This is a genomic window from Streptomyces decoyicus, assembly GCF_019880305.1.
In the GTDB taxonomy this organism is placed as follows: domain Bacteria; phylum Actinomycetota; class Actinomycetes; order Streptomycetales; family Streptomycetaceae; genus Streptomyces; species Streptomyces decoyicus.
In genome coordinates this window covers 6,795,613-6,818,326 of sequence record NZ_CP082301.1, presented here as the reverse complement: position 1 = coordinate 6,818,326, position 22,714 = coordinate 6,795,613, and the positions used below count along the sequence as shown (strand labels likewise).

Annotated in this window: 20 protein-coding genes and 1 pseudogene; 9 read left to right on the top strand and 12 right to left on the bottom strand. The window is 70.5% G+C overall.

Annotation, left to right across the window (positions count from 1 at the left end; genetic code table 11):
- Window positions 1-30 precede the first annotated feature (30 nt).
- The 3 genes from ligD (at window position 31) to K7C20_RS29850 (ending at window position 2,819) form a co-directional block, all read left to right on the top strand.
- Entirely contained in the window at window positions 31-1,002 is a 972-nt protein-coding gene (gene ligD / locus K7C20_RS29860; RefSeq protein WP_053208940.1) for a non-homologous end-joining DNA ligase, read from the top strand.
- A 76-nt stretch (window positions 1,003-1,078) separates the two neighbouring features.
- Window positions 1,079-2,191 carry a glutathione S-transferase family protein gene (locus K7C20_RS29855; RefSeq protein WP_053208941.1) on the top strand — a complete coding sequence of 371 codons (1,113 nt, stop codon included), beginning with the start codon at window positions 1,079-1,081 and terminating at the stop codon, window positions 2,189-2,191.
- 328 nt (window positions 2,192-2,519) lie between these two features.
- The gene (locus K7C20_RS29850) at window positions 2,520-2,819 is read left to right on the top strand and encodes a hypothetical protein (protein ID WP_030079334.1); all 300 of its coding nucleotides are present in this window, start codon (window positions 2,520-2,522) and stop codon (window positions 2,817-2,819) included.
- Window positions 2,820-2,840: 21 nt separating this feature from the next.
- Here the strand turns inward: K7C20_RS29850 and K7C20_RS29845 are convergent, their stop codons facing one another.
- Window positions 2,841-4,169 (bottom strand): aminotransferase-like domain-containing protein, encoded by a 1,329-nt coding sequence (locus K7C20_RS29845; protein WP_053208942.1) that lies wholly within the window; start codon window positions 4,167-4,169, stop codon window positions 2,841-2,843.
- A 102-nt stretch (window positions 4,170-4,271) separates the two neighbouring features.
- On the opposite strand from K7C20_RS29845, the gene K7C20_RS29840 reads away from it, so the two are divergent.
- Window positions 4,272-5,099, top strand: coding sequence for an alpha/beta fold hydrolase (locus K7C20_RS29840; protein ID WP_053208943.1), 828 nt, complete (start codon window positions 4,272-4,274; stop codon window positions 5,097-5,099).
- Window positions 5,100-5,146: 47 nt separating this feature from the next.
- On the opposite strand, the gene K7C20_RS29835 is transcribed toward K7C20_RS29840, so the two are convergent.
- Window positions 5,147-6,001 carry a class I SAM-dependent methyltransferase gene (locus tag K7C20_RS29835; protein ID WP_053208944.1) on the bottom strand — a complete coding sequence of 285 codons (855 nt, stop codon included), beginning with the start codon at window positions 5,999-6,001 and terminating at the stop codon, window positions 5,147-5,149.
- A 305-nt stretch (window positions 6,002-6,306) separates the two neighbouring features.
- Here K7C20_RS29835 and K7C20_RS29830 point away from each other — a divergent pair, with 305 nt between their 5' ends.
- From K7C20_RS29830 to K7C20_RS29815, 4 genes are all read left to right on the top strand, one after another.
- Complete coding sequence (locus tag K7C20_RS29830; RefSeq protein WP_030079320.1) at window positions 6,307-7,911, top strand: CocE/NonD family hydrolase; 1,605 nt, start codon at window positions 6,307-6,309, stop codon at window positions 7,909-7,911.
- Between the two features lie 524 nt (window positions 7,912-8,435).
- Window positions 8,436-8,936, top strand: a complete 501-nt coding sequence (locus K7C20_RS29825; RefSeq protein WP_030079318.1) for a BTB/POZ domain-containing protein — start codon at window positions 8,436-8,438, stop codon at window positions 8,934-8,936.
- 4 nt (window positions 8,937-8,940) lie between these two features.
- The gene (locus tag K7C20_RS29820; protein ID WP_245171027.1) at window positions 8,941-10,173 is read left to right on the top strand and encodes an MAB_1171c family putative transporter; all 1,233 of its coding nucleotides are present in this window, start codon (window positions 8,941-8,943) and stop codon (window positions 10,171-10,173) included.
- 6 nt (window positions 10,174-10,179) lie between these two features.
- Window positions 10,180-10,971 carry a class I SAM-dependent methyltransferase gene (locus tag K7C20_RS29815; RefSeq protein ID WP_030079314.1) on the top strand — a complete coding sequence of 264 codons (792 nt, stop codon included), beginning with the start codon at window positions 10,180-10,182 and terminating at the stop codon, window positions 10,969-10,971.
- A gap of 63 nt (window positions 10,972-11,034) precedes the next feature.
- Here K7C20_RS29815 and K7C20_RS29810 read toward each other — a convergent pair whose 3' ends face one another.
- The 5 genes from K7C20_RS29810 to K7C20_RS29790 form a co-directional block, all read right to left on the bottom strand.
- On the bottom strand, window positions 11,035-11,898 hold the full coding sequence (locus K7C20_RS29810; RefSeq protein WP_030079312.1) for an amino acid ABC transporter permease: 864 nt from the start codon (window positions 11,896-11,898) through the stop codon (window positions 11,035-11,037).
- Window positions 11,895-12,539: an amino acid ABC transporter permease gene (locus tag K7C20_RS29805; RefSeq protein ID WP_030079309.1), complete on the bottom strand. Its 645-nt coding sequence runs from the start codon at window positions 12,537-12,539 to the stop codon at window positions 11,895-11,897. The genes K7C20_RS29810 and K7C20_RS29805 overlap by 4 nt, the downstream gene beginning before the upstream one ends.
- A 19-nt stretch (window positions 12,540-12,558) precedes the next feature.
- A complete protein-coding gene (locus K7C20_RS29800) occupies window positions 12,559-13,497 on the bottom strand; it encodes a glutamate ABC transporter substrate-binding protein (protein WP_030079308.1) in 939 nt (312 codons plus the stop codon).
- A gap of 14 nt (window positions 13,498-13,511) precedes the next feature.
- The gene (locus K7C20_RS29795; RefSeq protein WP_209443873.1) at window positions 13,512-14,240 is read right to left on the bottom strand and encodes an amino acid ABC transporter ATP-binding protein; all 729 of its coding nucleotides are present in this window, start codon (window positions 14,238-14,240) and stop codon (window positions 13,512-13,514) included.
- A gap of 190 nt (window positions 14,241-14,430) precedes the next feature.
- Complete coding sequence (locus K7C20_RS29790) at window positions 14,431-14,871, bottom strand: DUF6278 family protein (protein ID WP_030079305.1); 441 nt, start codon at window positions 14,869-14,871, stop codon at window positions 14,431-14,433.
- A 215-nt stretch (window positions 14,872-15,086) separates the two neighbouring features.
- Here K7C20_RS29790 and K7C20_RS29785 point away from each other — a divergent pair, with 215 nt between their 5' ends.
- Window positions 15,087-16,898 carry an SGNH/GDSL hydrolase family protein gene (locus tag K7C20_RS29785; RefSeq protein ID WP_053208945.1) on the top strand — a complete coding sequence of 604 codons (1,812 nt, stop codon included), beginning with the start codon at window positions 15,087-15,089 and terminating at the stop codon, window positions 16,896-16,898.
- Between the two features lie 84 nt (window positions 16,899-16,982).
- Here K7C20_RS29785 and K7C20_RS29780 read toward each other — a convergent pair whose 3' ends face one another.
- The 5 genes and pseudogenes from K7C20_RS29780 to K7C20_RS39710 all read right to left on the bottom strand — a co-directional run bounded on the left by K7C20_RS29780 (window position 16,983) and on the right by K7C20_RS39710 (window position 21,539).
- A complete protein-coding gene (locus K7C20_RS29780; protein ID WP_030079303.1) occupies window positions 16,983-17,762 on the bottom strand; it encodes an exodeoxyribonuclease III in 780 nt (259 codons plus the stop codon).
- Between the two features lie 37 nt (window positions 17,763-17,799).
- Entirely contained in the window at window positions 17,800-18,441 is a 642-nt protein-coding gene (locus K7C20_RS29775; protein WP_030079301.1) for an MBL fold metallo-hydrolase, read from the bottom strand.
- A gap of 419 nt (window positions 18,442-18,860) precedes the next feature.
- Window positions 18,861-20,144 carry a bifunctional 3-oxoadipate enol-lactonase/4-carboxymuconolactone decarboxylase PcaDC gene (pcaDC, locus tag K7C20_RS29770; protein ID WP_030088695.1) on the bottom strand — a complete coding sequence of 428 codons (1,284 nt, stop codon included), beginning with the start codon at window positions 20,142-20,144 and terminating at the stop codon, window positions 18,861-18,863.
- Between the two features lie 100 nt (window positions 20,145-20,244).
- Complete coding sequence (locus tag K7C20_RS29765; RefSeq protein ID WP_160328787.1) at window positions 20,245-20,403, bottom strand: hypothetical protein; 159 nt, start codon at window positions 20,401-20,403, stop codon at window positions 20,245-20,247.
- A 36-nt stretch (window positions 20,404-20,439) separates the two neighbouring features.
- A pseudogene (locus tag K7C20_RS39710) lies at window positions 20,440-21,539 on the bottom strand (IS110 family RNA-guided transposase).
- Between the last annotated feature and the right edge of the window lie 1,175 nt (window positions 21,540-22,714).

Below are 22,714 nucleotides of genomic sequence, written 5' to 3'. Positions count from 1 at the left end.
GGCGCCCCCGGATCCGACGACCATCGAATCATGGCCCCGTCCGCCGAGGTTGGCTCGACCTCGTACCCCGTGATCCGGCCGATGCTGGCCACGGTCGGCCCGCTGCCGGCCGAGCACGAGGAGGCGGCCTGGGCCTTCGAGGCCAAATGGGACGGCGCGCGCTGCATCGTCAACACTCCCGGCGACGGCACGGTCCGGCTGGTCACCCGGGCCGGCAATGACGCGACCACGACCTACCCGGAACTGGGGCCGCTGGGCGAACAGCTGCGGGGCCGGCCCGCGGTGCTCGACGGCGAGGTGGTGGTGCTGGATGCACGCGGACGGCCCGACTTCGGGCTGTTGCAGCGCCGGATGGGCGTGGTGAACCCGCGCCGCACTGCCCGGCTGGCCATGGAGCACCCCGTCCACCTCGTCCTGTTCGACCTCATGTACCTGGGCGGCTCGCTGCTCGGGTCGCCGTATTACGAGCGCCGCGGCCTCCTGGCCGGGCTGCGGCTGCGCGGCCCGAACTGGTCGGCGCCCGGGTTTGTCGAGGGCCATGCGCAGCAGGCGTGGGAGGCCTCGTTGCAGGGCGGTCTCGAAGGCGTGGTGGCCAAGCGGCTGACCTCCGCGTATCTGCCGGGCGTCCGCTCACCCGAGTGGCGCAAGACGAAGCATCTGATGACCCTCGACGTGATCATCGGGGGCTGGACCGAAGGCCATGGCGGACTGGCCGGGCTGCCCGGTTCCGTGCTGGCAGGCATCGCCGAACCCGGGGGACTGCGCTACGTCGGCTCCGTCGGCTCGGGGCTGTCCGACCGGGAACGCCAGGAGCTGGCGCACTACCTGGGAGTGATCCCGCTCGACCACTCCCCCTTCCTCAACCCCGTGGACGCTCCGGGGGTCCACTGGGCCGAGCCCCGGCTCGTCGCCGAGATCACGCTCAGCGGCTGGACCTCGGCCGGCCGCCTGCGGCACCCGATCTGGCACCGGCTGCGCCCCGATCTGACCCACCTCGGCTGAGACGGGGGATACCCGCGCCGCACCGGGAAGGCTCGCCATGAGGACTCCGGGCAACCGCAGACGGAAGGAGCCGGTGATGCCGCACCCCACCGACAGCAACACCGACGGCCACACCGACGGCACCACGGGCGGCGCGTCGGACGGCACGCCGCACGCCACCCCCGACGGCAACGAGGCGTACGGAAAGAAGCCCTTCAAGCGCTCCAAGAGCCACTTCGCGGACCGCGTCACGGCGGACGGCCGCGACGGCTGGCCGGTCGAGGCCGGCCGCTACCGCCTGGTCGTCAGCCGCGCCTGCCCCTGGGCGAGCCGCGCCGTCATCTCCCGGCGGCTGCTCGGCCTGGAGGACGCGATCTCGCTCGCCCTCACCGATCCGCTCCAGGACGACCGCAGCTGGCGCTTCACCCTGGACCCGGACGGCCGCGACCCCGTCCTCGGCATCCGCTTCCTCAGCGAGGCCTACGACGCCCGCGAGAAGGACTACCCGGGCGGCGTCAGCGTCCCCGCCCTCGTCGACGTACCCAGCGGGCAGCTCGTCACCAACGACTACCAGCAGCTCACCCTGGACTTCGCGACGGAGTGGACGGCGCTGCACCGGCCCGGCGCACCCGACCTGTACCCCGAGCCGCTGCGCGAGGAGATCGATGTCGTCATGGCGGGCGTCTACCGGGACGTCAACAACGGCGTGTACCGGGCCGGTTTCGCCACCGGGCAGAGCGACTACGAGGCCGCCTTCCACGATCTCTTCCGGCGCCTGGACCTGCTGTCCGAGCGGCTGTCCGACCAGCGCTACCTCGTGGGCGACACCCTCACGGAGGCCGACATCCGGCTGTTCACCACGCTGGTCCGCTTCGACTCCGTCTACCACGGACACTTCAAATGCAACCAGTTCAAGCTGGCCGAGGACCCGGTGCTGTGGGCCTACGCCAAGGACCTCTTCCAGACGCCCGGCTTCGGCGACACCGTCGACTTCCACCACATCAAGCAGCACTACTACCAGGTCCACACAGGCATCAACCCGACCGGCATCGTGCCGATCGGGCCGGACCTCTCGGGCTGGCTGACCCCGCACTACCGCGAGGAGTTGGGCGGCCGGCCGTTCGGCGACGGCACCCCGCCCGGCCCGGTACCCCGGGCCGAGGAGGTCCCGCCCAGCGGACGCCCCGACGCTCTGCTGACCGGCTACTGACCCGGCCGCTGACCGGCCGCTGACCGGCTGGTGACCGATCACCGGCCCACCGCTGTCCGGCCCCGGCCGTCCCCGGTCCCGGACCTGGCCGCCGGGATCCGACCGCCCCTCCCGGACCGTGAGATCCTGAGAACAGACAGGGACAGAATGGTACAGGCGAGGACGAGCCCGGCGGCCGGGCCGCGCGCGTATCTGCCGAGCGCGCGGACGCCCGGGTCGCCACGGCACCCCACCCGCCCGACGGATCCGCCCACCCCACACGATCCAGCCGCCCCACACACCCCACCCACTCCACACGACCCACGCACTCCAGCGAGGAGTCAGCCCGATGAGGATGGTCCTGAAGGCCCGGATACCTACCGAGCCAGGCAATGAACTGATCCAGAACGGCGAGCTGCCGAAGATCATGGAGACGGCCATCGCCGCCCTCCAGCCGGAGGCGGCCTACTTCACTCTCGACGACGGTGAGCGCACCGCCTTCTTCTACTTCGACATGACGGAGTCGTCGCAGATGCCGACCCTCCTCGAAGCGTTCTTCATGGACCTGCACGCAAAGGTCTCGCTCCAGCCGGTGATGAACGTGCAGGACCTGCGCACCGGACTCTCGGAGCTGATGAGCGGCACCTGAACCGGCGCCCCGGCACGGTGCTCACTCCGGCGCCGTGTCCTCCGGTGCGCCCTGCGCCAGCCCGGCCAGGACATCGAGCGCGTCGGCCAGGGCATCGAGGGGCGGCGAGGCGAGGGCCAGACGTACGGCGTTGGGCGCATGGCCCGGGCCGACGGCGAACGCCCCGGACGGTGTGACGGCGATGCCGCGCCGGGCAGCGGCGGCGACAAAGGTGTCGGCCCGCCACGGCTCCGGCAGTTCCCACCAGCAGTGATATGCCTGCGGATCGGCGCGGACCTGGAAGCCGGCGAGCCTGTCGGTGACGATCCGCCGGCGCGCCGCGGCGTCGCTCCGCTTCGCCTCCTCGATGGCCGCCGCGGTGCCGTCGGCCATCCAGCGGGTCGCCGCATCGAGCGCGAAGCGGGAGGCCGTCCAGGTCCCCGAGCGAAGGGCCGTCGCAAAATCCTGGGTGGTACCGGCCGGCACCGTCAGAAACCCCAGCGACAGTCCGGGCGCGAGCCGCTTGGACAGGCTGTCGACGACCACCGTGCGCTCCGGAGCGAGGGCCGCGAGGGGCGCCAGGTCGTTGCGGAGGAATCCGTAGATGGCGTCCTCGATGGCCTGGAGGTCCAACTCCCTTAGTGCCGCCGCGATTTCAGCGCGACGGCGGGCGGGCATGGTGAGGCTCAGCGGGTTGTGCAGGGCCGGCTGGAGATAGACGGCGCGCAGCGGGGCGGCGGCCCGCAGCGCCTCGGGAGTCAGGCCGTGCTCGTCCATGGCGAGGGGGACGAGCGTGACACCGAGGCGGGCCGCGATGCCCTTCACGACGGGGTAGGTGAGCGCTTCGACGCCGAGGCGCTCACCGGCCGGGACCAGCGCGGCGATCGCCGCGGCGATCGCCTGCCGGCCGTTGCCCGCGAAGAGCAGCTGCCCGGGGTCCGGTGCCCAGCCGGCGCGGGCGAGGTGGGCGGCCGCGGCGCGGCGGGCAGCGGCCGTGCCGACGGCACCCACCGGGCGGAGCGCGACGGCCAGGGCGTCGGGGCGCAGCAGATGTCCGAGGCTCTTGGCGAGGAGCGCGGGGTGGTCCGGCAGAACGGGGAAGTTCATCTCCAGGTCGACCCGGGCCTCGCCCGGCTCGGCGAGGGCCGGCTCGTCCGACGGGGCGGCGGAGCGGACGAATGTACCGCGGCCGACCTCGCCCACCGTCAGACCACGTCGGCTCAATTCCCGGTATACCCGGGCCGCCGTCGAACTGGCGATACGCCGGTTACGAGCGAACCGGCGCAGCGGCAGCAGCCGGTCACCGGGGCGGAGCCGGCCGGCAGCGATGTCGGCCGCGAGTTCATCGGCGATCGCGCGATAGTCGTCCATCCGTCACTTCCCACATTGCACCGAGTTCATTTTTAACATTGTGCCGAGAGATTGCCCTCTATAGCATCGAGGCGTCAAGCCGCAGCGGAGGGGATGTCTGCCATGAAATCGGTCTTTTGCCGAGAGATCACCGTGGGGTACGACGACGAGGGCAGCGGCGAGCCGCTGGTGCTCGTCCATGGGCACCCCTTCAACCGGTCGATGTGGCACCCGCAGACCGAGCACTTCAGCCGGGCCGGATGGCGGGTGATCGCCCCGGACCTGCGGGGTTACGGGGACAGCACGGTGGTCCCCGGAAAGACCCCGCTGGCGACGTTCGCCCGGGACCTCATCGGCCTGCTCGACCATCTCGGGGTCGAACGCTGTGTCCTCGGAGGCCTGTCCATGGGGGGCCAGATCGTCATGGAGTGCTACCGGCTCTTCCCGGAGCGGGTGCGGGGCCTCGTCTTCGCCGACACGTTCGCCGCGGCGGAGACCGAGGACGGCAGGGCCGCGCGCTACGACATGGCAGAGCGGCTGCTGCGCGAGGGCATGGACGGCTATGCGCACGAGGTGCTGGCCAAAATGGTCTCCCCGCACACGATCGTCTCCCAGCCGGAGGTCGCCGCACACGTCCTGGGGATGATGACCTCCACGGCACCCGAAGGCGCGGCTGCCGCACTGCGCGGCCGCGCCGAACGCCCCGACTACACCGAGCTGCTGACACGGGTTTCGGTGCCGGCCCTGGTGGTGGTCGGTACGGAGGACGCCTACACCCCCGTGAGCGACGCCCGCGACATCCACGAGCGCATCCCGGACTCCCGGCTGTCGGTCATCGAGCAGGCGGCTCATATGCCGAATCTGGAACGGCCGAACACATTCAATGCGGCTCTGGAGGCCTTTCTGGCCTCACTGCCGCAGACCGCGGCAACGCCCGCACCACAAGGCTGAGCGCCGCCGCCCCTCGCCGGTCGGCCTGTCGGTGGTCATGGCCGAGCTCAGGGAACCCACGGGTCACCGCCGGACGCCAGACCAGGCCCGGCCACCCGCCCGGACGCCAGCAGCGCCGTGTGCGGCAGCACCAGCCGGCCGTCTTCGTCGGTGAACTCCTCGGCCAGCACGGTGAATTGCTGCCGGATGCGCTCGACCACGGCCGCCCCCTGACTGCGTACGATCCGGCCGACGGTCGCCACCCCTGCCGCCGGTCCGCTCCACCACTCCTGCGGGGTGGTGCGGTGGTCCCAGGACAGCGGCCGGCAGACCGCATCCGTCAGGCCCGCGCCCCGCAGCAGGCCGACGAGGCCGTCTTCGCTGCGCGGGAAGTCGTCCTCGGGGGCGAGCGCGGGCAGAGACGGCGGACGGCTCACACCGGCCGCCTGTACGGCGCGGCCGAGCAGCGCCTGCCCCGGCGCCGCGGGGGCCGCCCAGAGCGTCAGCGCGATCCGGCCGCCCGGCCGGGTCACCCGGCGCAGTTCGTCGAGGGCCGCCCGCGGCCGCCCCACGTGATTGAGCACGAAGTTGCCGACCACGGCGTCGAATTGCCCGTCGGCATAGGGGAGTTGCGGGAGCGCGGCGATATGGACGGACGCGTCGGGTACGGCGCGGGCGGCACGTCGGGCCATATCGGGCTCGGCGTCCACGGCGACCACCCGCGCACCGCGCGCACCGGCCGCCGCGGCGGCCGAGCCCGTACCCGTGCCGACATCCAGCACCCGCAGGCCCGCGGCCACCCCCGCGGCATCCAGCAACTGCGGCACCGGGTAGGCACAGAGCCTGCCGAAGCCGGCTTCGTACACGGCCGCACTCCCCGCCCAGGCCCGGCGCTCGCTCTCATCGAACGGCGTCTGGGGCACCGCTCCCCCCTCCCCCGGCCGACAACACGACCAGCAACTCGGCAACTCGGCAACTTGGCAACTCGGCAACTCGGCAACTTGGCAACTTGGCAACTTGGCACCATCCTCACCCATAGCCCCGCCCGCCCCACCCGCTCCCCGACCTCCGACTCCCCCTGGACCCAACGGCGTTACTCAGCCGTAACCTACCGATGGGTTACCTCAGGTAAGGCGCGGACTTTACTCTCCAGTCAACTCGGGTCACGTACGCCCCTCCTGTCCTCGGACAGCGTGCGGTCGGCCCGCATCGAGATCTGGAGCAGAAGATGAGGCCCTCCCGTAGGACACTGCGCGCCGCGACCAGTACCGTCTCCGCGGCAGTACTCGCCACCACGGTTCTGGCCGGCGCGCCCGCCACCGCCGAGGCGGCGACGCCGGAATCCGCCCCCACGGCGGCAGTATCGGGCGCCTCCCCCTCCGTGCGGTTCGTCGACATCAAGGGCGACGGAGGCATCACCCTCAAGGCGAATGTCTTCACCCCGGCCGGCGCCGACGGCACCCGGCGCTACCCGGTCATCGTGCTGCCCACCAGCTGGTCGATGCCGCAGATCGAGTACATGGCGCAGGCCAAGAAGCTGGCCGAAGCGGGATATGTCGTCGTCGGATACAACTCCCGCGGCTTCTGGCAGTCCGGCGGGGAGATCGAAACGGCCGGCCCGAAGGACGTCGCCGACGCGTCGAAGGTCATCGACTGGGCGCTGGCCCACACCCCGGCCGATCCGCAGAAGGTCGGCATGGGCGGGGTCTCCTACGGTGCCGGAATCTGCCTGCTGGCGTCCGCATTCGACAAACGGATCAAGGCAGTTGCGGCGCTCAGCGGCTGGGCCGACCTCATCGACTCGATCTACAGCGGCCGTACCCAGCATCTACAGGCGGTGGGGTTCCTCAACGGTACGGGCGAGCTGACGGGGCGCCCCAGCCCCGAGCTCCGGACGATCCTCAAGAACTTCCTCACCTCCGATCTCGCCACCGAAAAGGACATGATCGAGTGGGGGAGGAAGCGCTCCCCCGCCACCTATCTCGACAAGATCAACGCCAATGGCGCCGCGATCATGCTGGGCAACGCATGGGGCGATTCCGTGTTCCCGCCCAACCAATACGCCCACTTCTACGAGAAGCTGAAGGGCCCCAAGCGGCTGGAATTCCGCCCGGGTGACCATGCGACGGCCGAAGGGCTCGGGCTGTTCGGACTGCCCAACGACACCTGGGCCAACACCCAGCGGTGGTTCGACCACTACCTCAAGGGCGCGGACAACGGCATCGACCGCGAGTCGCCGGTGCTGCTCAAGTCCCGCTCCACCGGCGCGTACGAGGGCTACAAGAGCTGGCAGGACGTGGCGTCCACGCAGCGGAAGATCGAGCTGGGCGACAGCCGGCAGATCCACACCAACTGGGACTCCGGCGCCAACGGCGGGCTGATCTTCCTCTCCAGCATGCTGGACCAGTTCCTCCGGCTGCCGCCGATGGCCTCGATCCCGCTGCTGCCGCGCTCCCTGGCCGCCGTCTGGCAGTCCGAGCGCTATGAGACCGGGCAGCGGATCAGGGGGACCACGCGGCTGCACACCACCATGACCAGCACGGCGGAGAGCGGCACCGCCATCGCCTACCTCTACGACGTGGGCCCGCTCGGCATCGGCAAGCTGGTCACCCACGCGCCGTACACCTTCCACGACAAGACGCCGAACCAGCCCTTCGGCGTGGATCTGGACCTGTTCTCCACGGCCTACGACGTCCCGGCCGGCCACCGTCTCGCGGTGGTCGTGGACACCGTCGACCCGCTGTACAGCGAGTACAACCCGAGCGGCGCCCGGCTGACGTTCTCCTCCCCGGCGAGCGATCCGTCGTATGTGTCGGTGCCGGTGCGCGACTGAGGGGCGTCTCCCTTCAGAAGACCATCTGCCCACGGGGCGGGAGCGCGTCCCCCGGCGCTCCCGCCCCCTCCCCCGGTACTCCCGCCCCTCCCCAGTACTCCCGCTCCCCTCCCCGTCGTCCGCGCTCTCTGGCCTCACGTCGGCGGACGGCACGCACGGCCTCGCGCCGCACTCCTTCTTCACGATCGTCGCATCCGAGCCGAGCCTTCGGGTGAAGCCGCTGCGGGTGGCGGACTCGCCGGTGGCGCTGGAGTGCGCGGTCCACTCCACCCTCCGGACCGGGGATTCCACCGTGGTGTTCGGCCGGGTGGTTCCTCCGTCGTGTCGGGGCAGGCCGGGGAGAGAGCGGACGACGAGCCAACAGCCTGCACCTCGGTCCCCCTTGAGATCGCCTCGCGTAACGGCGACGATGGCTGCCGTCACCGTCCGTTGCAGCGTGCGGCCTCGGTGGACGCATCGCGCTGCGCCAAAATGGTGGAGAGCGATGTACAGCCGACCCGAGGCGCCGGAAACAAGGTGACACCATGACCACTCGGCAGGTCCGCAAGCGGTGCCAGGCGCTCGTCAGCGCGCTCGACTTGCCCAGTCCCTTCTCCGTCGAGGCCCTCGTCCGCGAGCTGTCGGCCCGGCGGGGCCGGCCCATCCGGATCCACACCCTGGCGATCGGCTCCGCCGTGAACGCCTGCGGCCTGTGGATCGCCACCGAGTTCTGCGACCACATCTTCGTCGAAGAGAAGACCACCAGGTTCCACCAGGAGCACATCGTTCTCCACGAGATCGGTCACATCCTGTGGGATCACGGCACCAGCGAGGACGAGAACCACAGCGCGCTGGCCACGCTGCTTCCCGACCTCCGCCCCGACGTGGTCCGCCGGCTGCTGGGCCGCACCAGTTACACCTCCGAGCAGGAACAGGAGGCCGAACTCGTCGCCAGCCTCATCCACTCGGCCGCGGGCATGCTGCCCCCTTCGTCATCCCCAGGGGTACGCGGCACGCTCGAAGTCGCCCTAGGAATCCGCAGGTAAGCGCGTGGACATACACTCCCTCTACGAACTGGGCACCCGCGTCGAGCTCACCGGCGCACTGGCCCTGTGGCTGGTGATCGTCCTCCGGCTGCCCAGCGCCCGCCGCTCCCGGCAGCAGAAGATGCTGCTGATGTCCGCGATCGGTCTCGCCGGGTCGATCACCGTCTATCTCGACCCCGTCACCGCGGCACTGAACCATGCCTTCCGGTTCGCCGAGAGCTGCGGCCTGTTCATGAACGGCTGGGGCGTCCTCAGTTCGGCGCTCATCCTCGACTTCGTTCTCGCCGCCATGTCCCGGCGCCGCCCCTGGCTCGTCTACGGCCCGATGGTCCTCACCATCGCCGCGCTGATCGCGCTCAACTACACGGTCTCGCCGGATGCCGGCTGCGTCACCAGCCAGGCCGTCCCCTGGTACAGCCCGTTCTGGTGGCTGCTCATCGCGGCCCACCTCATCGGCACCATTCCGTGCGCCGTGCTGTGCGTGCGCTACGGGCGCCGGGCCGGCGACGACCGGCCGGTGCGCACCGGGCTCCTGCTGCTCGCCGCCGGGTTCACCTCGTCGGCCACGTTCTGGTGTGTCGTCCTGGCCTTCCTCCTCGCCCGGCCGGCCTGGCTGGGGGCGTTGTTCCCGCTCAACATCGGGGTCACGGCCTGGCTGATGACCGCCGGGGTCGGTCTGCCCCTGGTCCTCACCGTCCACCGGGCCGCTCGCGACATGAGCGCCCTCTGGCGCCTGTACCCCCTGTGGCGCGAGGTCACCGAAGCCGTCCCGTACGTCACCCTGGACAAGCCCGTCCCCCGCGTCCGCGCGGTGCTCGGCGGACCCCGCACGATCCGCCTCCGGCTCTACCGCCAGGTCATCGAGATCCGCGACGCCCTGCTCGTGCTGCACGACTATGTGACGTCCGAGGCGATGGAGGCCGCTCGGCACCACATCGGGACACAGCACCTGCCCGGGGAACAGATCGAGCCGGCGGTCACCGCCTGCTGGCTGTGCACCGCCCTCGACGCCCAGCAGGCCGCGGCCACCCCCCGGCCGAACCAAGTCGCCCCCGGAGGGCCCGCCCACGACGGCCTCCGCAGTGAGGCCGACTTCCTGCTTGCCGTCCTTCGGGCCCGCGCGCTGCCCGCCGTACGCTCGTTCGCCGTTCCGCCCGCACCGGCCGGTCCCGCACGGGCCCGTCCCGCGGTGCCGGACCCGCGTGCCCCCCAGTCGTCACCTTCTCGCACGAGTTAGGAATCCATGACACAGCAGTCCGCCCGCACCCCCTACACCAGCGGCATGTTGAGCAATGACGCCGGCCGTGAGCGGGACCGCCTGACGTCCATCCAAGGCAGCGTCGACACGTTCACCACCGGAGTCCTGGACCGCCTCCCCGTCGAAGCCTCCTGGAACTGTCTGGAGCTGGGCGCCGGCGCCGGCTCCATCGCCTACTGGCTCGCAGGACGGTGCCCGGACGGACGCGTGGTCGGCGTCGATCTCGACACACGCCACCTCGACGCCGGCCGTGCCGCGAACCTGGAGGTCCAGGAAGCCGACATCACGGACGAGGACTACGCTCCCGGCAGCTTCGACCTCATCCACGCGCGCTACCTCTTCTGCCATCTCGCCGCACGCGACGACATGGTCGCGCGGGTCAGCCGCTGGCTCTCCCCCGGTGGCTGGCTCGTCATCGAAGAGCCCTACCACCTGCCCGGCGCCACCTCCCCCTTCCCCGTGATGCGGCGCATCCTCGACGCCTACCAGCGCATGTACCACGAGCACGGCGCCGACCTCACCTGGGCCCGGGGCCTGCCCGCCCTCCTGGCCGGCAGCGGTCTGTCCGACGTCGCCTTCGCCGCGAACCCCGGTTGCATGGGCGGACTCGACAAGGACCGCTGGCTCCCGCTCATCAACCAGGCCGCACCCACCCTCCTCGCCGACGGCCTGGTCACGGAAGCCGACCTGGCGGAGTTCCACACCCTCCTCAAGGACCCGGCCTTCATCGACATCCCCCAGATGACCCTCTCCGCCTGGGCCCGTCGCCCGGCGTAGGCGCCGTCCGCGGGCGGGCCGGGCCGAAGCCTCCTGTGCGGCGCCCGGCTCCCGCCCGGGCCCTCACGCCGGCGGCTTGTGGCCCCCCGGCAGCAAGGTGCCCGGCTCCGGGGCGGCCACCTCGACGGCCTTGACCTTGGGGTTGCGCCGCTGGCGCTTGGAGACCCAGTTGGCCAGCCAGGAGAGCAGCATGCACATCCCGATGTAGATCGGCGAGATGATCATGACGACGGGGATGAACGGCAGGTCGTAGTCGAGGTTGGAGGCGATCAGCTTGCCGGCGTGCAGGAACTCCTCGTAGGTGATGAGGAAGCCGAGCGAGGTGTCCTTCAGGGCGACCACCAGCTGGCTGATGATCGCCGGGAGCATCGCCCGGACCGCCTGCGGCACCAGGACATGTGTCATCACCTGGGTCTTGCCCATGCCCAGGGCGTAGGCGGCCTCCCGCTGGCCCCGGTCCACGGAGTGGACGCCGGTACGGAAGACCTCGGCGAGCACCGAGCCGTTGTAGAGGGTCAGCCCGGCGACCAGGGCGACCAGTGGTTCCGCCTTCAGCGCCACATAGATGAAGAAGATCATGACCAGTACGGGCATGGCCCGGAAGAACTCCACGAGCAGGGTGCACACCCAGCGCACGACCCGGTGCTCGGAGAGCCGGCCGGTCGCCAGCACCCCGCCCAGCGCCAGTGACAGCACCGCGGCGAGACCGAAGGCCTTCAGGGTGTTGCCGAGGCCCCGCAGCAGGAGCTCCTGAATTCCCTTGTAGGTGAAGGGATTCCACTTCGCCGCGGTGAACTGGCCGCTGACGAGGAGGAGGTAGATGATCCAGCCGATCAGGGCGAGGATCACCACCGTCGAGCCCACACCGTAGAGCCGGTGCCGCTGCCTGGTCCGCGGGCCCGGGACGTCGTAGAGGGCGGTGGTCATCGGGCGACTCCGAAGCGCTTCTCCAGCACGTTGAAGATCGCGCTGATGGTCAGGGTCACGAGCAGATAGCCGACGGCGATCCAGACGAAGGTCCAGACGATGCTGTAGCCCATCTCATTGAGCGGCTTGTAGACCCCGAGGAGTTCGACGACGCTGAAGGCGCCGGCGATCGCGGAGTTCTTGGCGAGCGCGATCAGCGTGGAGCCGATGGGCGGGATGACGGACCGGAAGGCCTGCGGGAGCACGATGTCACCGAGGGTCTGCGGGAAGGTCATGCCCAGGCTGCGGGCCGCCTCGCCCTGCCCGACCGGCACGGTGTTGATGCCGGAGCGCACCGCCTCGCAGATGAAGGCGGAGGTGTAGCAGCCGAGCGCGAGGATGGCGAACAGCTTGAAGGGCAGGACCAGGCCGAAGCGCGGCAGACCCAGCACCACCGCGAAGAACAGCAGCGTCAGCGGCGTGTTGCGCAGCACCGTCACCCAGGCCGTGCCGAAGGCCCGCAGGGAGCCGACCGGCGCCACCCGGAACGCGGCCATCAGGAACCCGAGGACGAGCGCGAGCAGCGAGGCGTAGACGGTGAGTTCGACGGTGCCCAGCAGGCCCTCCCCGTAGAGGGAGAGGTTGTCGAGGAGAACGTTCATCGGTCCGTTCCTTGGCGGCTCAGGTCGCCGGGTAGCGGTCGATCGGGGGCGGCTTGGGGGCGGGCACTCCGGACAGGCCGAGCGTCGCGTCGTACGCCTTCTGCCAGTTGCCGTTCTTCTCGTTCGCGGCAAGGGCGTCGTCGAGCGCGAGCCGCAGCGCGTTGTCGCCCCGGGGAACTCCGATGCCGTACGGCTCCTCGGAGAAGGGCTTGCCGACCACCTTCAGCTCGTCGGGCACCTTGGCGGCGTAGCCCAGCAGGATCGCGTCGTCGGTGGTGACCGCGTCGACCTGGTAGGTGAGCAGGTTGTCGACACATACCGAGTAGGTGTCGTAGGCGACCAGCACGGCCTTGGGGTACTCGGCCTGGATGCGCTGGTAGGGCGTCGAACCGGCCGCCGAGCAGACCCGTTTGCCGGCCAGGTCCTGCGGTCCCTTGATGTTGTTCTCGTCGGTGCGCACCAGCAGCGACTGCCCGGCCATGTAGTAGGGGCCGGCGAAGCCCACCAGCTTCTTGCGCTTGTCGTTGATGGTGTAGGTGCCGACGTAGAGGTCGATCTGGCCGTTTTGAAGGGCCGTCTCGCGGTTGGCGGAGGCGATCGTCTTGAACTCGATCGTGTGGGGCGGGAAGCCGAGGGCGGCGGACATCATCTTGGCGATCTCGATGTCGAAGCCGGTGTACAGGCCGCCGGCCGGGTCCTTCTCACCGAGGTAGGGCTGGTCCTCCTTGACGCCGACGACAAGATGGCCGCGGCGCTTGGCCTTCACCCAGGTCGGGGAGTCGGGCAGCTTGAAGTTCTTGGCGACCGGGTAGTGGGGCAGTTCGCTCCCCTCGGGCCCCTTGACGGGCGGGCTCCCTTCCCGGCCGCAGCCGGCGAGGGCCGGCGCGAGCACGACGAGCACCAGGGCCACGAGGACCACCAAGGCGCGGCGCAGGGGCGAGGAGTGGCTGTGCGGCATCACGGCGCCCCCGTTCAGTGCTTGAGGATCTTGGAGAGGAAGTCCTTCGCCCGTTCGCTGCGCGGCGCGGTGAAGAACTCCTCGGGGGTGCGGTCCTCGACGATGCGGCCGTCGTCCATGAAAACCACACGGTTGGCGGCGGAGCGGGCGAAGCCCATCTCGTGGGTGACCACGACCATCGTCATACCGTCCCGGGCGAGCTGCCGCATGACTTCCAGCACCTCGTTGATCATCTCCGGGTCGAGGGCGGAGGTCGGTTCGTCGAAGAGCAGCGCCTTGGGGTCCATGGCGAGTGCGCGGGCGATGGCCACGCGCTGCTGCTGGCCGCCGGAGAGCTGCGCCGGATACTTGTCCGCCTGGTCGGCGAGCCCCACCCGCTCCAGGAGTTCGCGGGCGCGCCGCGCGGCCTCGTCCCTCTTTTTCTTCCGGACCTTTATCGGCGCCAGCATCAGATTGTCCAGCACGGTCTTGTGGGCGAAGAGGTTGAAGGACTGGAAGACCATGCCGACATCGGCCCGCAACTGGGCCAGCGCACGGCCCTCTTCGGGCAGCGGCCTGCCGTCCAGCTCGATGGTGCCCGACTCGACGGTTTCCAGGCGGTTGATGGCCCGGCACAGGGTGGACTTCCCGGACCCGGAGGGCCCGATGACCACCACCACCTCCCCGCGGCCCACGGTGAGCTCGATGTCCTGGAGGACATGCAGCTTTCCGTAGTGCTTGTTGACCCCGCGCAGTTCAATCAGCGCCTCACCGGCCATATGCAGACCTGCCCACTCTCATCCGTACAGCGCAGAGCCCGCAACCTACCGGGGCAAATAGGGTACTTCTTCGCTGACACGCACGTATGCACAGAGATGGGCGGATAAATCAGAGTTACGGACCAACCTGCCGCGAGGCCGCCGCGGACCGTCACCCCGCGCTCCCGCGGCGGAGTCAGGTCTCGGAGACCTCGGCATAGACCTGCGACAACTCGGGCGCTCCGGTATCGGCCCACTCATGCCCCATGGCGACCACGTCGATCTCCCGTCCGGACTCCAGCCGGACCACCGGCTGCCCGTCCGGCCAGACGTGCCAGACGGCGCCGCGCACCGTGCGGACCAGCACCGTGCCGAGGTAGAGACCGGCGTCGTTGCCGAGCCAGGGCAGCACCTCCGGGTCGTCCCGCCATACGGGCTGAAGCTGGTCCAGCGCCTCCAACGACCGTTCGGAGTCGTCCAGTTCCACGCCCGCAGTGGCCGCTTGGGCCCGCAGCAGCTCACACTCGGACAGCAGCTCGACGACGCTCTCGGGGTCGGCGCGCACCGACTCCGCGAGCGGCACGGACCGGTGTGCATGCTGACGCTTGCGCCACTTGTCCAGAAAAGACATGTTCATGGTGTGCAGGGTCCCACCCGACCTGTGGTCGCGGCCACAGGCGCGCGGCTCAAGCGTGCCCCGTTCGTCACCTTGACGCCTCCTCATCCTCTCCCTACCTTCATGGCGCTCGGATCGGATCTGCTGGATCCCCAGGAACCTCCTGCCCCTCGCGGGACCGGCCTGGAACGCAGCTCACACCTGCCCGTTGGCGCCACCCGGAGGGATACGGACCGATGCGTGTACGACGATGGGGCACCGCCCTGACACTGCTGCTCTCCGCGACCGCACTGCCGGCCGCCGGAGCCGGGACCGCGACGGCCGTCGCGGCACGCGCGCCGCACCGCCCGCTGCCCTTGGCGCGGCTCTTCGACAACCGGGCGGTCAGTGACAACTCCCGTCCCGGGGCGGCCGACTTCGACGGTGCGGGCCATTCGCTGTCCGCTCAGGACCTGGCGGCGGCCGGCTGGTCGCCCGGGAGCGTACTGACCCTCGAAGGGACCCGGCTCGGCCTGCCGCGCACGGCACCCGGGGCCCCGGACAATGTGGTGGCGGACGGCCAGCCGGTGGCGGTGCGCGGCCGGGGCGAGGCCCTCACCTTTCTGGTCGCCGGGACGGGCGGCGCGGCCTCCGGCACCGGGACGGTCCACTACCGGGACGGCTCGCACAGCGCCTACGAACTCACCGCGCCCGACTGGCGGTCGGGGCCGCTGAGCACCAAAGCCGTGGCGCTGCCCCATATCAACGCTCCGGACGGGCAGTTGTCCGGGGCGGCGCGGCTGTATGCGGTGACCGTGGCGCTGCGGGCGGGACGGGAGGTGAGCTCGGTGGTGCTGCCCAAGGCATCCGCCGCGTCCGGCGTGCTGCATGTGTTCGCGGTGTCCGTACGGGACACCGGGCGCGTCAGGACCGGGAGTTGGGCGGCGAGCACGGCGGGCTACCGGGCCGTCGGGCCCTGGAGAGACCGTACGCTGCGGCTGGTCGTGCACAGCGGCGCGGGCGGTCCCCGGGCGCGGATCCGGATCGCCAACACCTTCGCCGCCACACCGGTGGACGTGGGGGCGGCCAGCATCGCGGTGCGGGCCGCGGGGGCGGCGGCTGACCGCGCTCCGGTTCCCCTGACCTTCGGTAAGGGGCGCCCCGGGACCCGTATAGCGGCCGGGGCCGAGGTGTTCAGCGAACCCGTCGGCTTCACCGTCCCCGCCGACGCCGATCTGCTGGTGAGCATCCATCTGCCGAGGACGGTGACGGCGGCGCCGGTGCACCAGGAGGCGGCCCAGCTGTCGTATCTGAGCGCCGCGGGCAGCGGGGACCGCACCGCGGACACCGGGGGCGCGGCCTACCCGGAGACGATGACCGGCTGGCCGTTCCTGACGGGTGTCGATGTCGAGGGCGGTCCCGGCTCGGTCGTGGCCCTGGGCGACTCGATCACCGACGGGGTGAAGTCCACGAGCGGCACCAACCGGCGCTGGCCCGATGTGCTGGCCCGCCGCTTCCAGGCGCAGCACGCGCTGCCGCGCTACGGCGTCCTCAACCAGGGCATCTCGGCCAACCGCATCGTCACCGACCGCTATCAGGGCGACGGGGTCAGCACCGACACCGGCGGGGTGAGCGCCCAGCACCGGCTGGAGCGGGATGTGCTGGCCCAGCCCTCGGCACGGACGGTGGTGGTGTTCGAGGGCATCAACGATGTGCGCTGGGGGACCTCGGCCGAGGAGGTCATCGCCGGTCTGCGGGCCCTCGCGCGGCGGGCGCACGAGCGCGGGCTGCGGGTCGTGGTGGCCACCGTCGCGCCCTGCGAGGGCTACCCCGACTGCACCACGACAGTGGAGGCCCGCCGACAGGCCGTCAACGCCTTCGTACGCGACAACGCCCGCACCGTCTTCGACGCGACCCTGGACTTCGACGCCGTACTCCGTGATCCGCAGCGGCCCCAACGGCTGCTGCCCGCCTACGACAGCGGCGACCACCTCCACCCCGGCGACACGGGCCTGAAGGCGCTCGGCGACGCGGTGGACCTCCGGGCGCTGGTACCGGGGCGGGGCTGAGGCCCGCCCCGGCGCCGGTCCCCGCGGGCCGGCCGCCGGCAGACCCACGGGTTCCTCGGCAGGGCACGCCGTAGGGGGGAGCCCCTAGACGTCGAGGTCCACCACGACCGGGGCGTGGTCCGAGGCGCCCTTGCCCTTGCGCTCCTCGCGGTCCACGTAGGCGTCCGAGACGGCCTTGGCGAACGGCTGGTTGCCGTAGACCAGGTCGATGCGCATACCGCGGTTCTTGGGGAAGGCGAGCTGGCGGTAGTCCCAGTAGGTGTACGGACGGTCGTACTTGAGGGGGCGCGGAACGACGTCCGACAGGCCCGCCTCGCGCAGGGCGGTCAGGGCGGCGCGCTCGGCGGGCGTGACGTGGGTGGCGCCCTCGAAGACGGACGGGTCCCAGACGTCCTCGTCGGTCGGTGCGACGTTGTAGTCGCCGAGGACCGCGAACGGGCGGGAGCCCGCCGCGTCCTCGGCGACCGCGGTCTTCAGCGCCTCGAACCAGCCGAGCTTGTAGGTGTAGTGCGCATGGCCGATCTCGCGGCCGTTGGGGACGTACACCGACCACACCCGGGCCGGACCGCAGGTGGCCGACACGGCGCGCGGCTCCTGCACCCCGTCGTAGTCCGGGCCGCCGGGCAGGCCCATGACGACATCGTCGAGTCCCACCTTGGACAGCAGCGCCACGCCGTTCCATCGGCCGTCGGCGTTGACCGCGGCTTCGTAGCCGAGCTCGCGCAGCTCGTCGTACGGGAACTGCTCGGCGGTGCACTTGGTCTCCTGGATGCACAGCACGTCCGTGCCGGTGCTCTCCAGCCAGGCCAGCAGCCTCGGGAGGCGGGCGGTGATCGAATTGACGTTCCAGGTCGCGATGCGCATGTCTGTAAACCTACAGCCCGGCACTGACAGTCAGGCCTCAGCCGAGTGCGGTGCCGTGGCCCGGGGCGAGTCGGCCGTGATCGGTACCGCCCAGCTTGTCGATCATGGAGTCGTAGATCGGGCGGGCGTGGTCCTGGAGCAGACTGTCGTGGATGTCGATGGCACGTTGCGGCGCGACCTCGCGCACATAGTCGATGATCTCGGCGACCTTGTTCCACGGCGCGTGGACGGGCAGCAGCAGGGTGTCGACCGTACGGCCCTCCGGGACGGTGAGGGCGTCGCCCGGGTGGAAGACCGTGCCGCCGTCGATGAGATAGCCGACATTGGTGATGCGCGGGATGTCCGGGTGGATGACGGCATGCAGCTGGCCGTGCACCTCCACGTCGAAGCCGGCCGCGGTGAAGGCGTCCCCCTCGCCGACGGTGTGCACCCGGCCGGGGAACGCGCCCGAGAGCTGCTCGGCGACGCTGGCCAGCGTCCAGATCTCGGCCCCGGGGTTGGCTTCCATGCCCGCCCGCAGCCGGTCCACGTCGAAGTGGTCCATGTGCTCATGGGTGACCAGAATCGCGTCCGCGCCGACGGCCGCGTCCTCCTCGCTGAAGACTCCGGGGTCGATGACGAGCATCTGCCCGTCCTTCTCCAGCCGGACACAGGCGTGGGTCTTCTTGGTGAGTTCCATGGACCCATCTTGCCGTGGCGGCGGGGGCGATGAGGCGGGATGGGGAGGAGGGCGGGGTGGGGCGATGGGGCGAGATGGGGACGAGGGCTGGGGCGGGGGGGGCGGGGGAGGCGCTGCCGCCGTCTCCCCCTGGGCCGCTGCCGCCGTCTCCCCCGGCCTGCTGCCGCCGTCTCCCCCTGGGCCGCTGCCGCCGTCTCCCCCGCCCCGTCAGGGGTGGGCACCCGCGTCACTACACCCGCCCACCCCCCGAAGGGGGGTGGGCGGCGGGGAAAAAACCAAAGGGGTACGCGTTCAAAGCCCCAGGAGGACACGTCACAAGCCCACAACGGCGACGGCAACGTCAACGTCAACGTCAACGTCAACGGCACGAGAAACCCGGGGCGGGCCGCCCGCAAAAGCCGCCCGCAGCCGCCCGGCCCTCACGCCTCCGGCGTCGTCTCCTCCCGGATCACCCGTTGGGCGACCGCGAAGGCGGAGTTCGCTGCCGGGACGCCGCAGTAGACGGCGGTGTGCAGCAGTACTTCCTTGATCTCCGTGGGGGTGAGCCCGTTGCGCAGGGCCGCGCGGGTGTGCAGCGCCAGCTCGTCCTGGTGGCCGCGGGCGACCAGCGCGGTGAGCGTGATGATGCTGCGGGTGCGGCGGTCGAGGCCCGGGCGGGTCCAGGTCTCGCCCCAGGCGTAGCGGGTGAGGAAGTCGTGGAAGTCGCCGGTGAAGTCGTCGGCGGCGGCCTCGACGCGGTCGACATGGGCGTCGCCGAGGACCTCACGGCGGACCTTGATGCCCGCTTCGTAGGTGGCTCCGCGGTCCGGCTCCGGCTGGGCGAGGCCGGACTCTATGGCGGCCGGGGGTGCCACCGGCGGGGGCGCAGGCGCGATCTGCGGCTTGGGGGCGGCCGCGCCGATGGCGGTCTGGCCGCCGGGGCCGGGCTTGTCGTGCCAGGCCGAGGAGAAGTGCCGGATGAGGAGTTCGGTGACGGCCGAGGGCTGCTCGACGGGTGCGAGGTGAGAGGTTCCGGGCACCAGCGCCAGGCTCGCGTCGGGTATCCCGGCGACGAGGGTGCGCGCGTCGGTGGTCGGGGTGACCTGGTCGTCGGAGCCGACGACGACGAGCGTGGGCACGCCGACCCGGCCGAGCGAGGACCGTACGTCGAAGGCCGCCAGCGCCTCGCAGGCGGCGATGTAGCAGCCGGGGTCGGTGGTCCGCACCATCTGCACGGCCCATTCGACGATCGCGGGCTGGGCGCCGGCGAAGCCCTGGGTGAACCAGTGCTCGGGCGCGGTGCGGGCGATCGGGTCGAGTCCGTTCGTGCGGATGACCACGCCGCGCTGGCGCCAGGCGTCGGCGGTGCCGTAGCGCGCCGAGGTGGACACCAGGGCCAGCGAGGTGACCTGGTGCGGACGGGTGAGTGCCAGCTGGATGCCGATCGCTCCGCCGATGTTGCAGCCGGCGTAGCCGAAGCGGTCCACACCCAGGGCGTCGAGGGTGGCGACCAGCCGGTCGGCCAGCTCGGCGATGGAGGCCGCCGCGTGGGCGGGCGAACCGCCGTGTCCGGGCAGGTCGAAACGGATGACGCGCCAGTGGCGGGTCAGCTCGGGGATCTGCCGGTCCCACATATGCCATGTGGTACCCAGAGCGGCACCGAGGACGAGTACGGGGGCGTCGTCGGGGCCGTCAATCCGGTGCTGCAGGGTCTTCTCACTCACCCGGCCACGCTACCGACTCTTTGACGCGATCCTTACACCCGGGTCAGGAAGAGCCGTCGGATCGTGACGCCGACGGCGCCCGAAGCGGGGTACGCGCAGGTCAGAGCCTCAGCGTGGAGACGACGTGGACGATCGCGTGCCCCGGCTTGTCGTAGCTCACCGTGATCTGCTGGTACGGATGCGGTGCCTTGCTCGTGATCAGGGCCGGGGTCTTCTGGCCCGGAGAAGCGGCGTTGCGGGGTAGGCGCGGACAGCTCACTCACGCCTTGCACGCTCTCAAATCTCACAACTGCCCCTATGACGGGGAGCGTGTCCGTACGGGCCTGACCAGGTGGAACACCTCGCGGGCGGCGTAGCGTTTGAGGCATCGGACGATTTCGCGTCGGGTCTTGCCCTCCTTGGTGGGGCGTTCGTAGTAGTTCTGGGTACGTGGGTCGAAGCGCAGGCGGGTCTGCACGATCCGGTGGAGGGCGGCGTTGGCCTGCCGGTCCCCGCCGCGGTTGAGGCGACGGTACTGCCGAGTGCCCGAGGAGCGTTCTACGGGGCTGACCCCGCACGGCGCGGCGAAGGACGCCTCACTGTGCAGACGTTCCGGGTTGTCCCCCATCGTGATCAGCAAAGTGACGGCAGTGTCCGGCCCGATGCCCACCACAGTGAGCAACTGCGGCGCGTGGCGTTCCGCAAACAGAGCCAGGCGGCGTTCCAGATCCTGGATCTGCTCGGTAAGCTGCTCGATTCGGTGAGCCAGCAGGCACAGGGTGATGCGGGTGGCCTGCAGCACGCCTCTTCACCGCCCTCGTCGTTCTTGCAGTCGTCGGCGAACCGTGCGCAGGTACGGAAGAGTTCCGGGTTGCCCAGCCCGGCCAGCTCTTCCCGCAGATTCGGGTCGGCGGCAACGAGGACGGCCTTGAGCTGGTTGATCGCCTGGGTGCGGGCCTTGACTGCCGACCCTTTGGTGAGTTTGTACATCCGGGCGATCTGCACGGGTCCGTCGCCGGACTTGGCCCGGGCGCGTGCCCGCCCGCTCAGTACCGCCCGGGCCGCGTTCTGGGCATCGAGCGGAACCGATTTGCCGCGCTGACGGCGGTCTGTCCGGTCGGGCCGGTTCACATCGAACACTTCAACGCCCTGGGTCAGCAGGTAGCGGGAGAGGGCTGCCCCGAAGGAGCCGGTGCCCTCCAACCCGGCTCGCCGTACCGTGCCCAAGCCGCTGGCCCACTGAAGCAGTTCGCGGTACCCGGCCGCGGTGGCCGGGAACTCTTCGGTACCGATCACCGCCCCCACCAGGGAGAGCACGGCAGCCACCTGAGTGTCCCGGTGCGTGTCGACTCCAAGGACCACCTCCCCCGTCGGCCGGCGTCGGCGAGTACGCGGGGTCAAGGACGTAGCGGTCATGTTCGTTCACCTTCCGACCCGATGGCGCATCCCGTAGCCGGCACCGAACCGCCCGGACGGTCAGAACTGTGACAACGCCTGGCAGGTCGGCAGGCCCCTATCGGGACACACCCGGCCGGCCCGGTGCCAGCAACACCAGCCCCGGTCAGCGGTCGACACAGCGTGAGTAAGACACCGCGGTCAGAGTTCTCATGAGTCAGACCCCGGCCCGGGACAGCACCCACCAATCCTCCCGGAATTCACGGCCCCTCGCCCAAGCCCGCAGAGCATTCTCAATCCCAGCTCAAGGAACACCCTGAATCTGACTCTGACCGACCACAACGGATCACAAAGGTCGACATCACGATCGGCCCTCGGGAACTCCAGCGGCCCCGGCGAACGACAGCGCCTCGGCCCCGACCACCGGACGCGGACCAGCACGCTCCCACAGTCAGCGACCTACTGGGGGCGGCCGACGGAACCGGCGTACCCGCGCCAAGCGTGGAAGGCCGCTCGCGCCGAATGCTCCGGCACATGGTCATTGACCACCTCCAGGCACACCCCGACGAGTCATTCATCGCCACCCGGATCAACCGCATCATTGATAGGTCCTCAGGCACCATCGCCAACACCCCAGCAGGCTCGTCAGTCTGAGAGTCGCCGAGCAGGTCAGCGACCGGCCACGCAGGTTCTGGCTCGCCGATTCGGCCATGAATAACACCCCAAAGCCGCCCACCGGCACCGGCGCGGCCGCGCCCCTCACACCATGCGGAGCGCACCCGGCCCCCTCGCTCCACCAACGCCGCGACGCCCCCCCCGTCTTCGCTCCCGAGGAGAAGCGGGTACCAGCGCGATACCGGGGACCCACATCCACAAGGCCAGCAGGAGGCAAGCCGCCAGGCAGCCTGCTCCAGCCACGCCAGGTGCCCGTTGTCTCCAGTGGCCGCAGTGCCGCCGGGATCGGCCGCGGGGCTGCAAAGACACTGGCCAATCCACTACACCCGCAACATCGCTCCAAACCGGTACCAGTGGAAGCCGAAGAGGCACGGCAAGGCATCGGTGCAGGTCAGAGGGCGTTTCCAGGTCAGCAAGTCAGCACAAAGTCAGCATCGACGGCGCTACGCCGGGAAACAGGCCGACTCCCGGGGGTCATGCGTCACGCCATGGTCCAGACCTCCGCAGCATCCAGAGTCGAG

Coding starts and splice junctions, on each gene's coding strand:
- K7C20_RS29800 (WP_030079308.1), bottom strand. CDS start 13,497: ATGCCGCACAGCCACTCCTCGCCCCTGCGCCGCGCCTTGGTGGTCCTC.
- ligD (WP_053208940.1), top strand. CDS start 31: ATGGCCCCGTCCGCCGAGGTTGGCTCGACCTCGTACCCCGTGATCCGG.
- K7C20_RS29850 (WP_030079334.1), top strand. CDS start 2,520: ATGAGGATGGTCCTGAAGGCCCGGATACCTACCGAGCCAGGCAATGAA.
- K7C20_RS29780 (WP_030079303.1), bottom strand. CDS start 17,762: ATGCGCATCGCGACCTGGAACGTCAATTCGATCACCGCCCGCCTCCCG.
- K7C20_RS29845 (WP_053208942.1), bottom strand. CDS start 4,169: ATGGACGACTATCGCGCGATCGCCGATGAACTCGCGGCCGACATCGCT.
- K7C20_RS29815 (WP_030079314.1), top strand. CDS start 10,180: ATGACACAGCAGTCCGCCCGCACCCCCTACACCAGCGGCATGTTGAGC.
- K7C20_RS29805 (WP_030079309.1), bottom strand. CDS start 12,539: ATGAACGTTCTCCTCGACAACCTCTCCCTCTACGGGGAGGGCCTGCTG.
- K7C20_RS29790 (WP_030079305.1), bottom strand. CDS start 14,871: ATGAACATGTCTTTTCTGGACAAGTGGCGCAAGCGTCAGCATGCACAC.
- K7C20_RS29855 (WP_053208941.1), top strand. CDS start 1,079: ATGCCGCACCCCACCGACAGCAACACCGACGGCCACACCGACGGCACC.
- K7C20_RS29825 (WP_030079318.1), top strand. CDS start 8,436: ATGACCACTCGGCAGGTCCGCAAGCGGTGCCAGGCGCTCGTCAGCGCG.
- K7C20_RS29830 (WP_030079320.1), top strand. CDS start 6,307: ATGAGGCCCTCCCGTAGGACACTGCGCGCCGCGACCAGTACCGTCTCC.
- K7C20_RS29810 (WP_030079312.1), bottom strand. CDS start 11,898: ATGACCACCGCCCTCTACGACGTCCCGGGCCCGCGGACCAGGCAGCGG.
- K7C20_RS29785 (WP_053208945.1), top strand. CDS start 15,087: ATGCGTGTACGACGATGGGGCACCGCCCTGACACTGCTGCTCTCCGCG.
- K7C20_RS29775 (WP_030079301.1), bottom strand. CDS start 18,441: ATGGAACTCACCAAGAAGACCCACGCCTGTGTCCGGCTGGAGAAGGAC.
- K7C20_RS29840 (WP_053208943.1), top strand. CDS start 4,272: ATGAAATCGGTCTTTTGCCGAGAGATCACCGTGGGGTACGACGACGAG.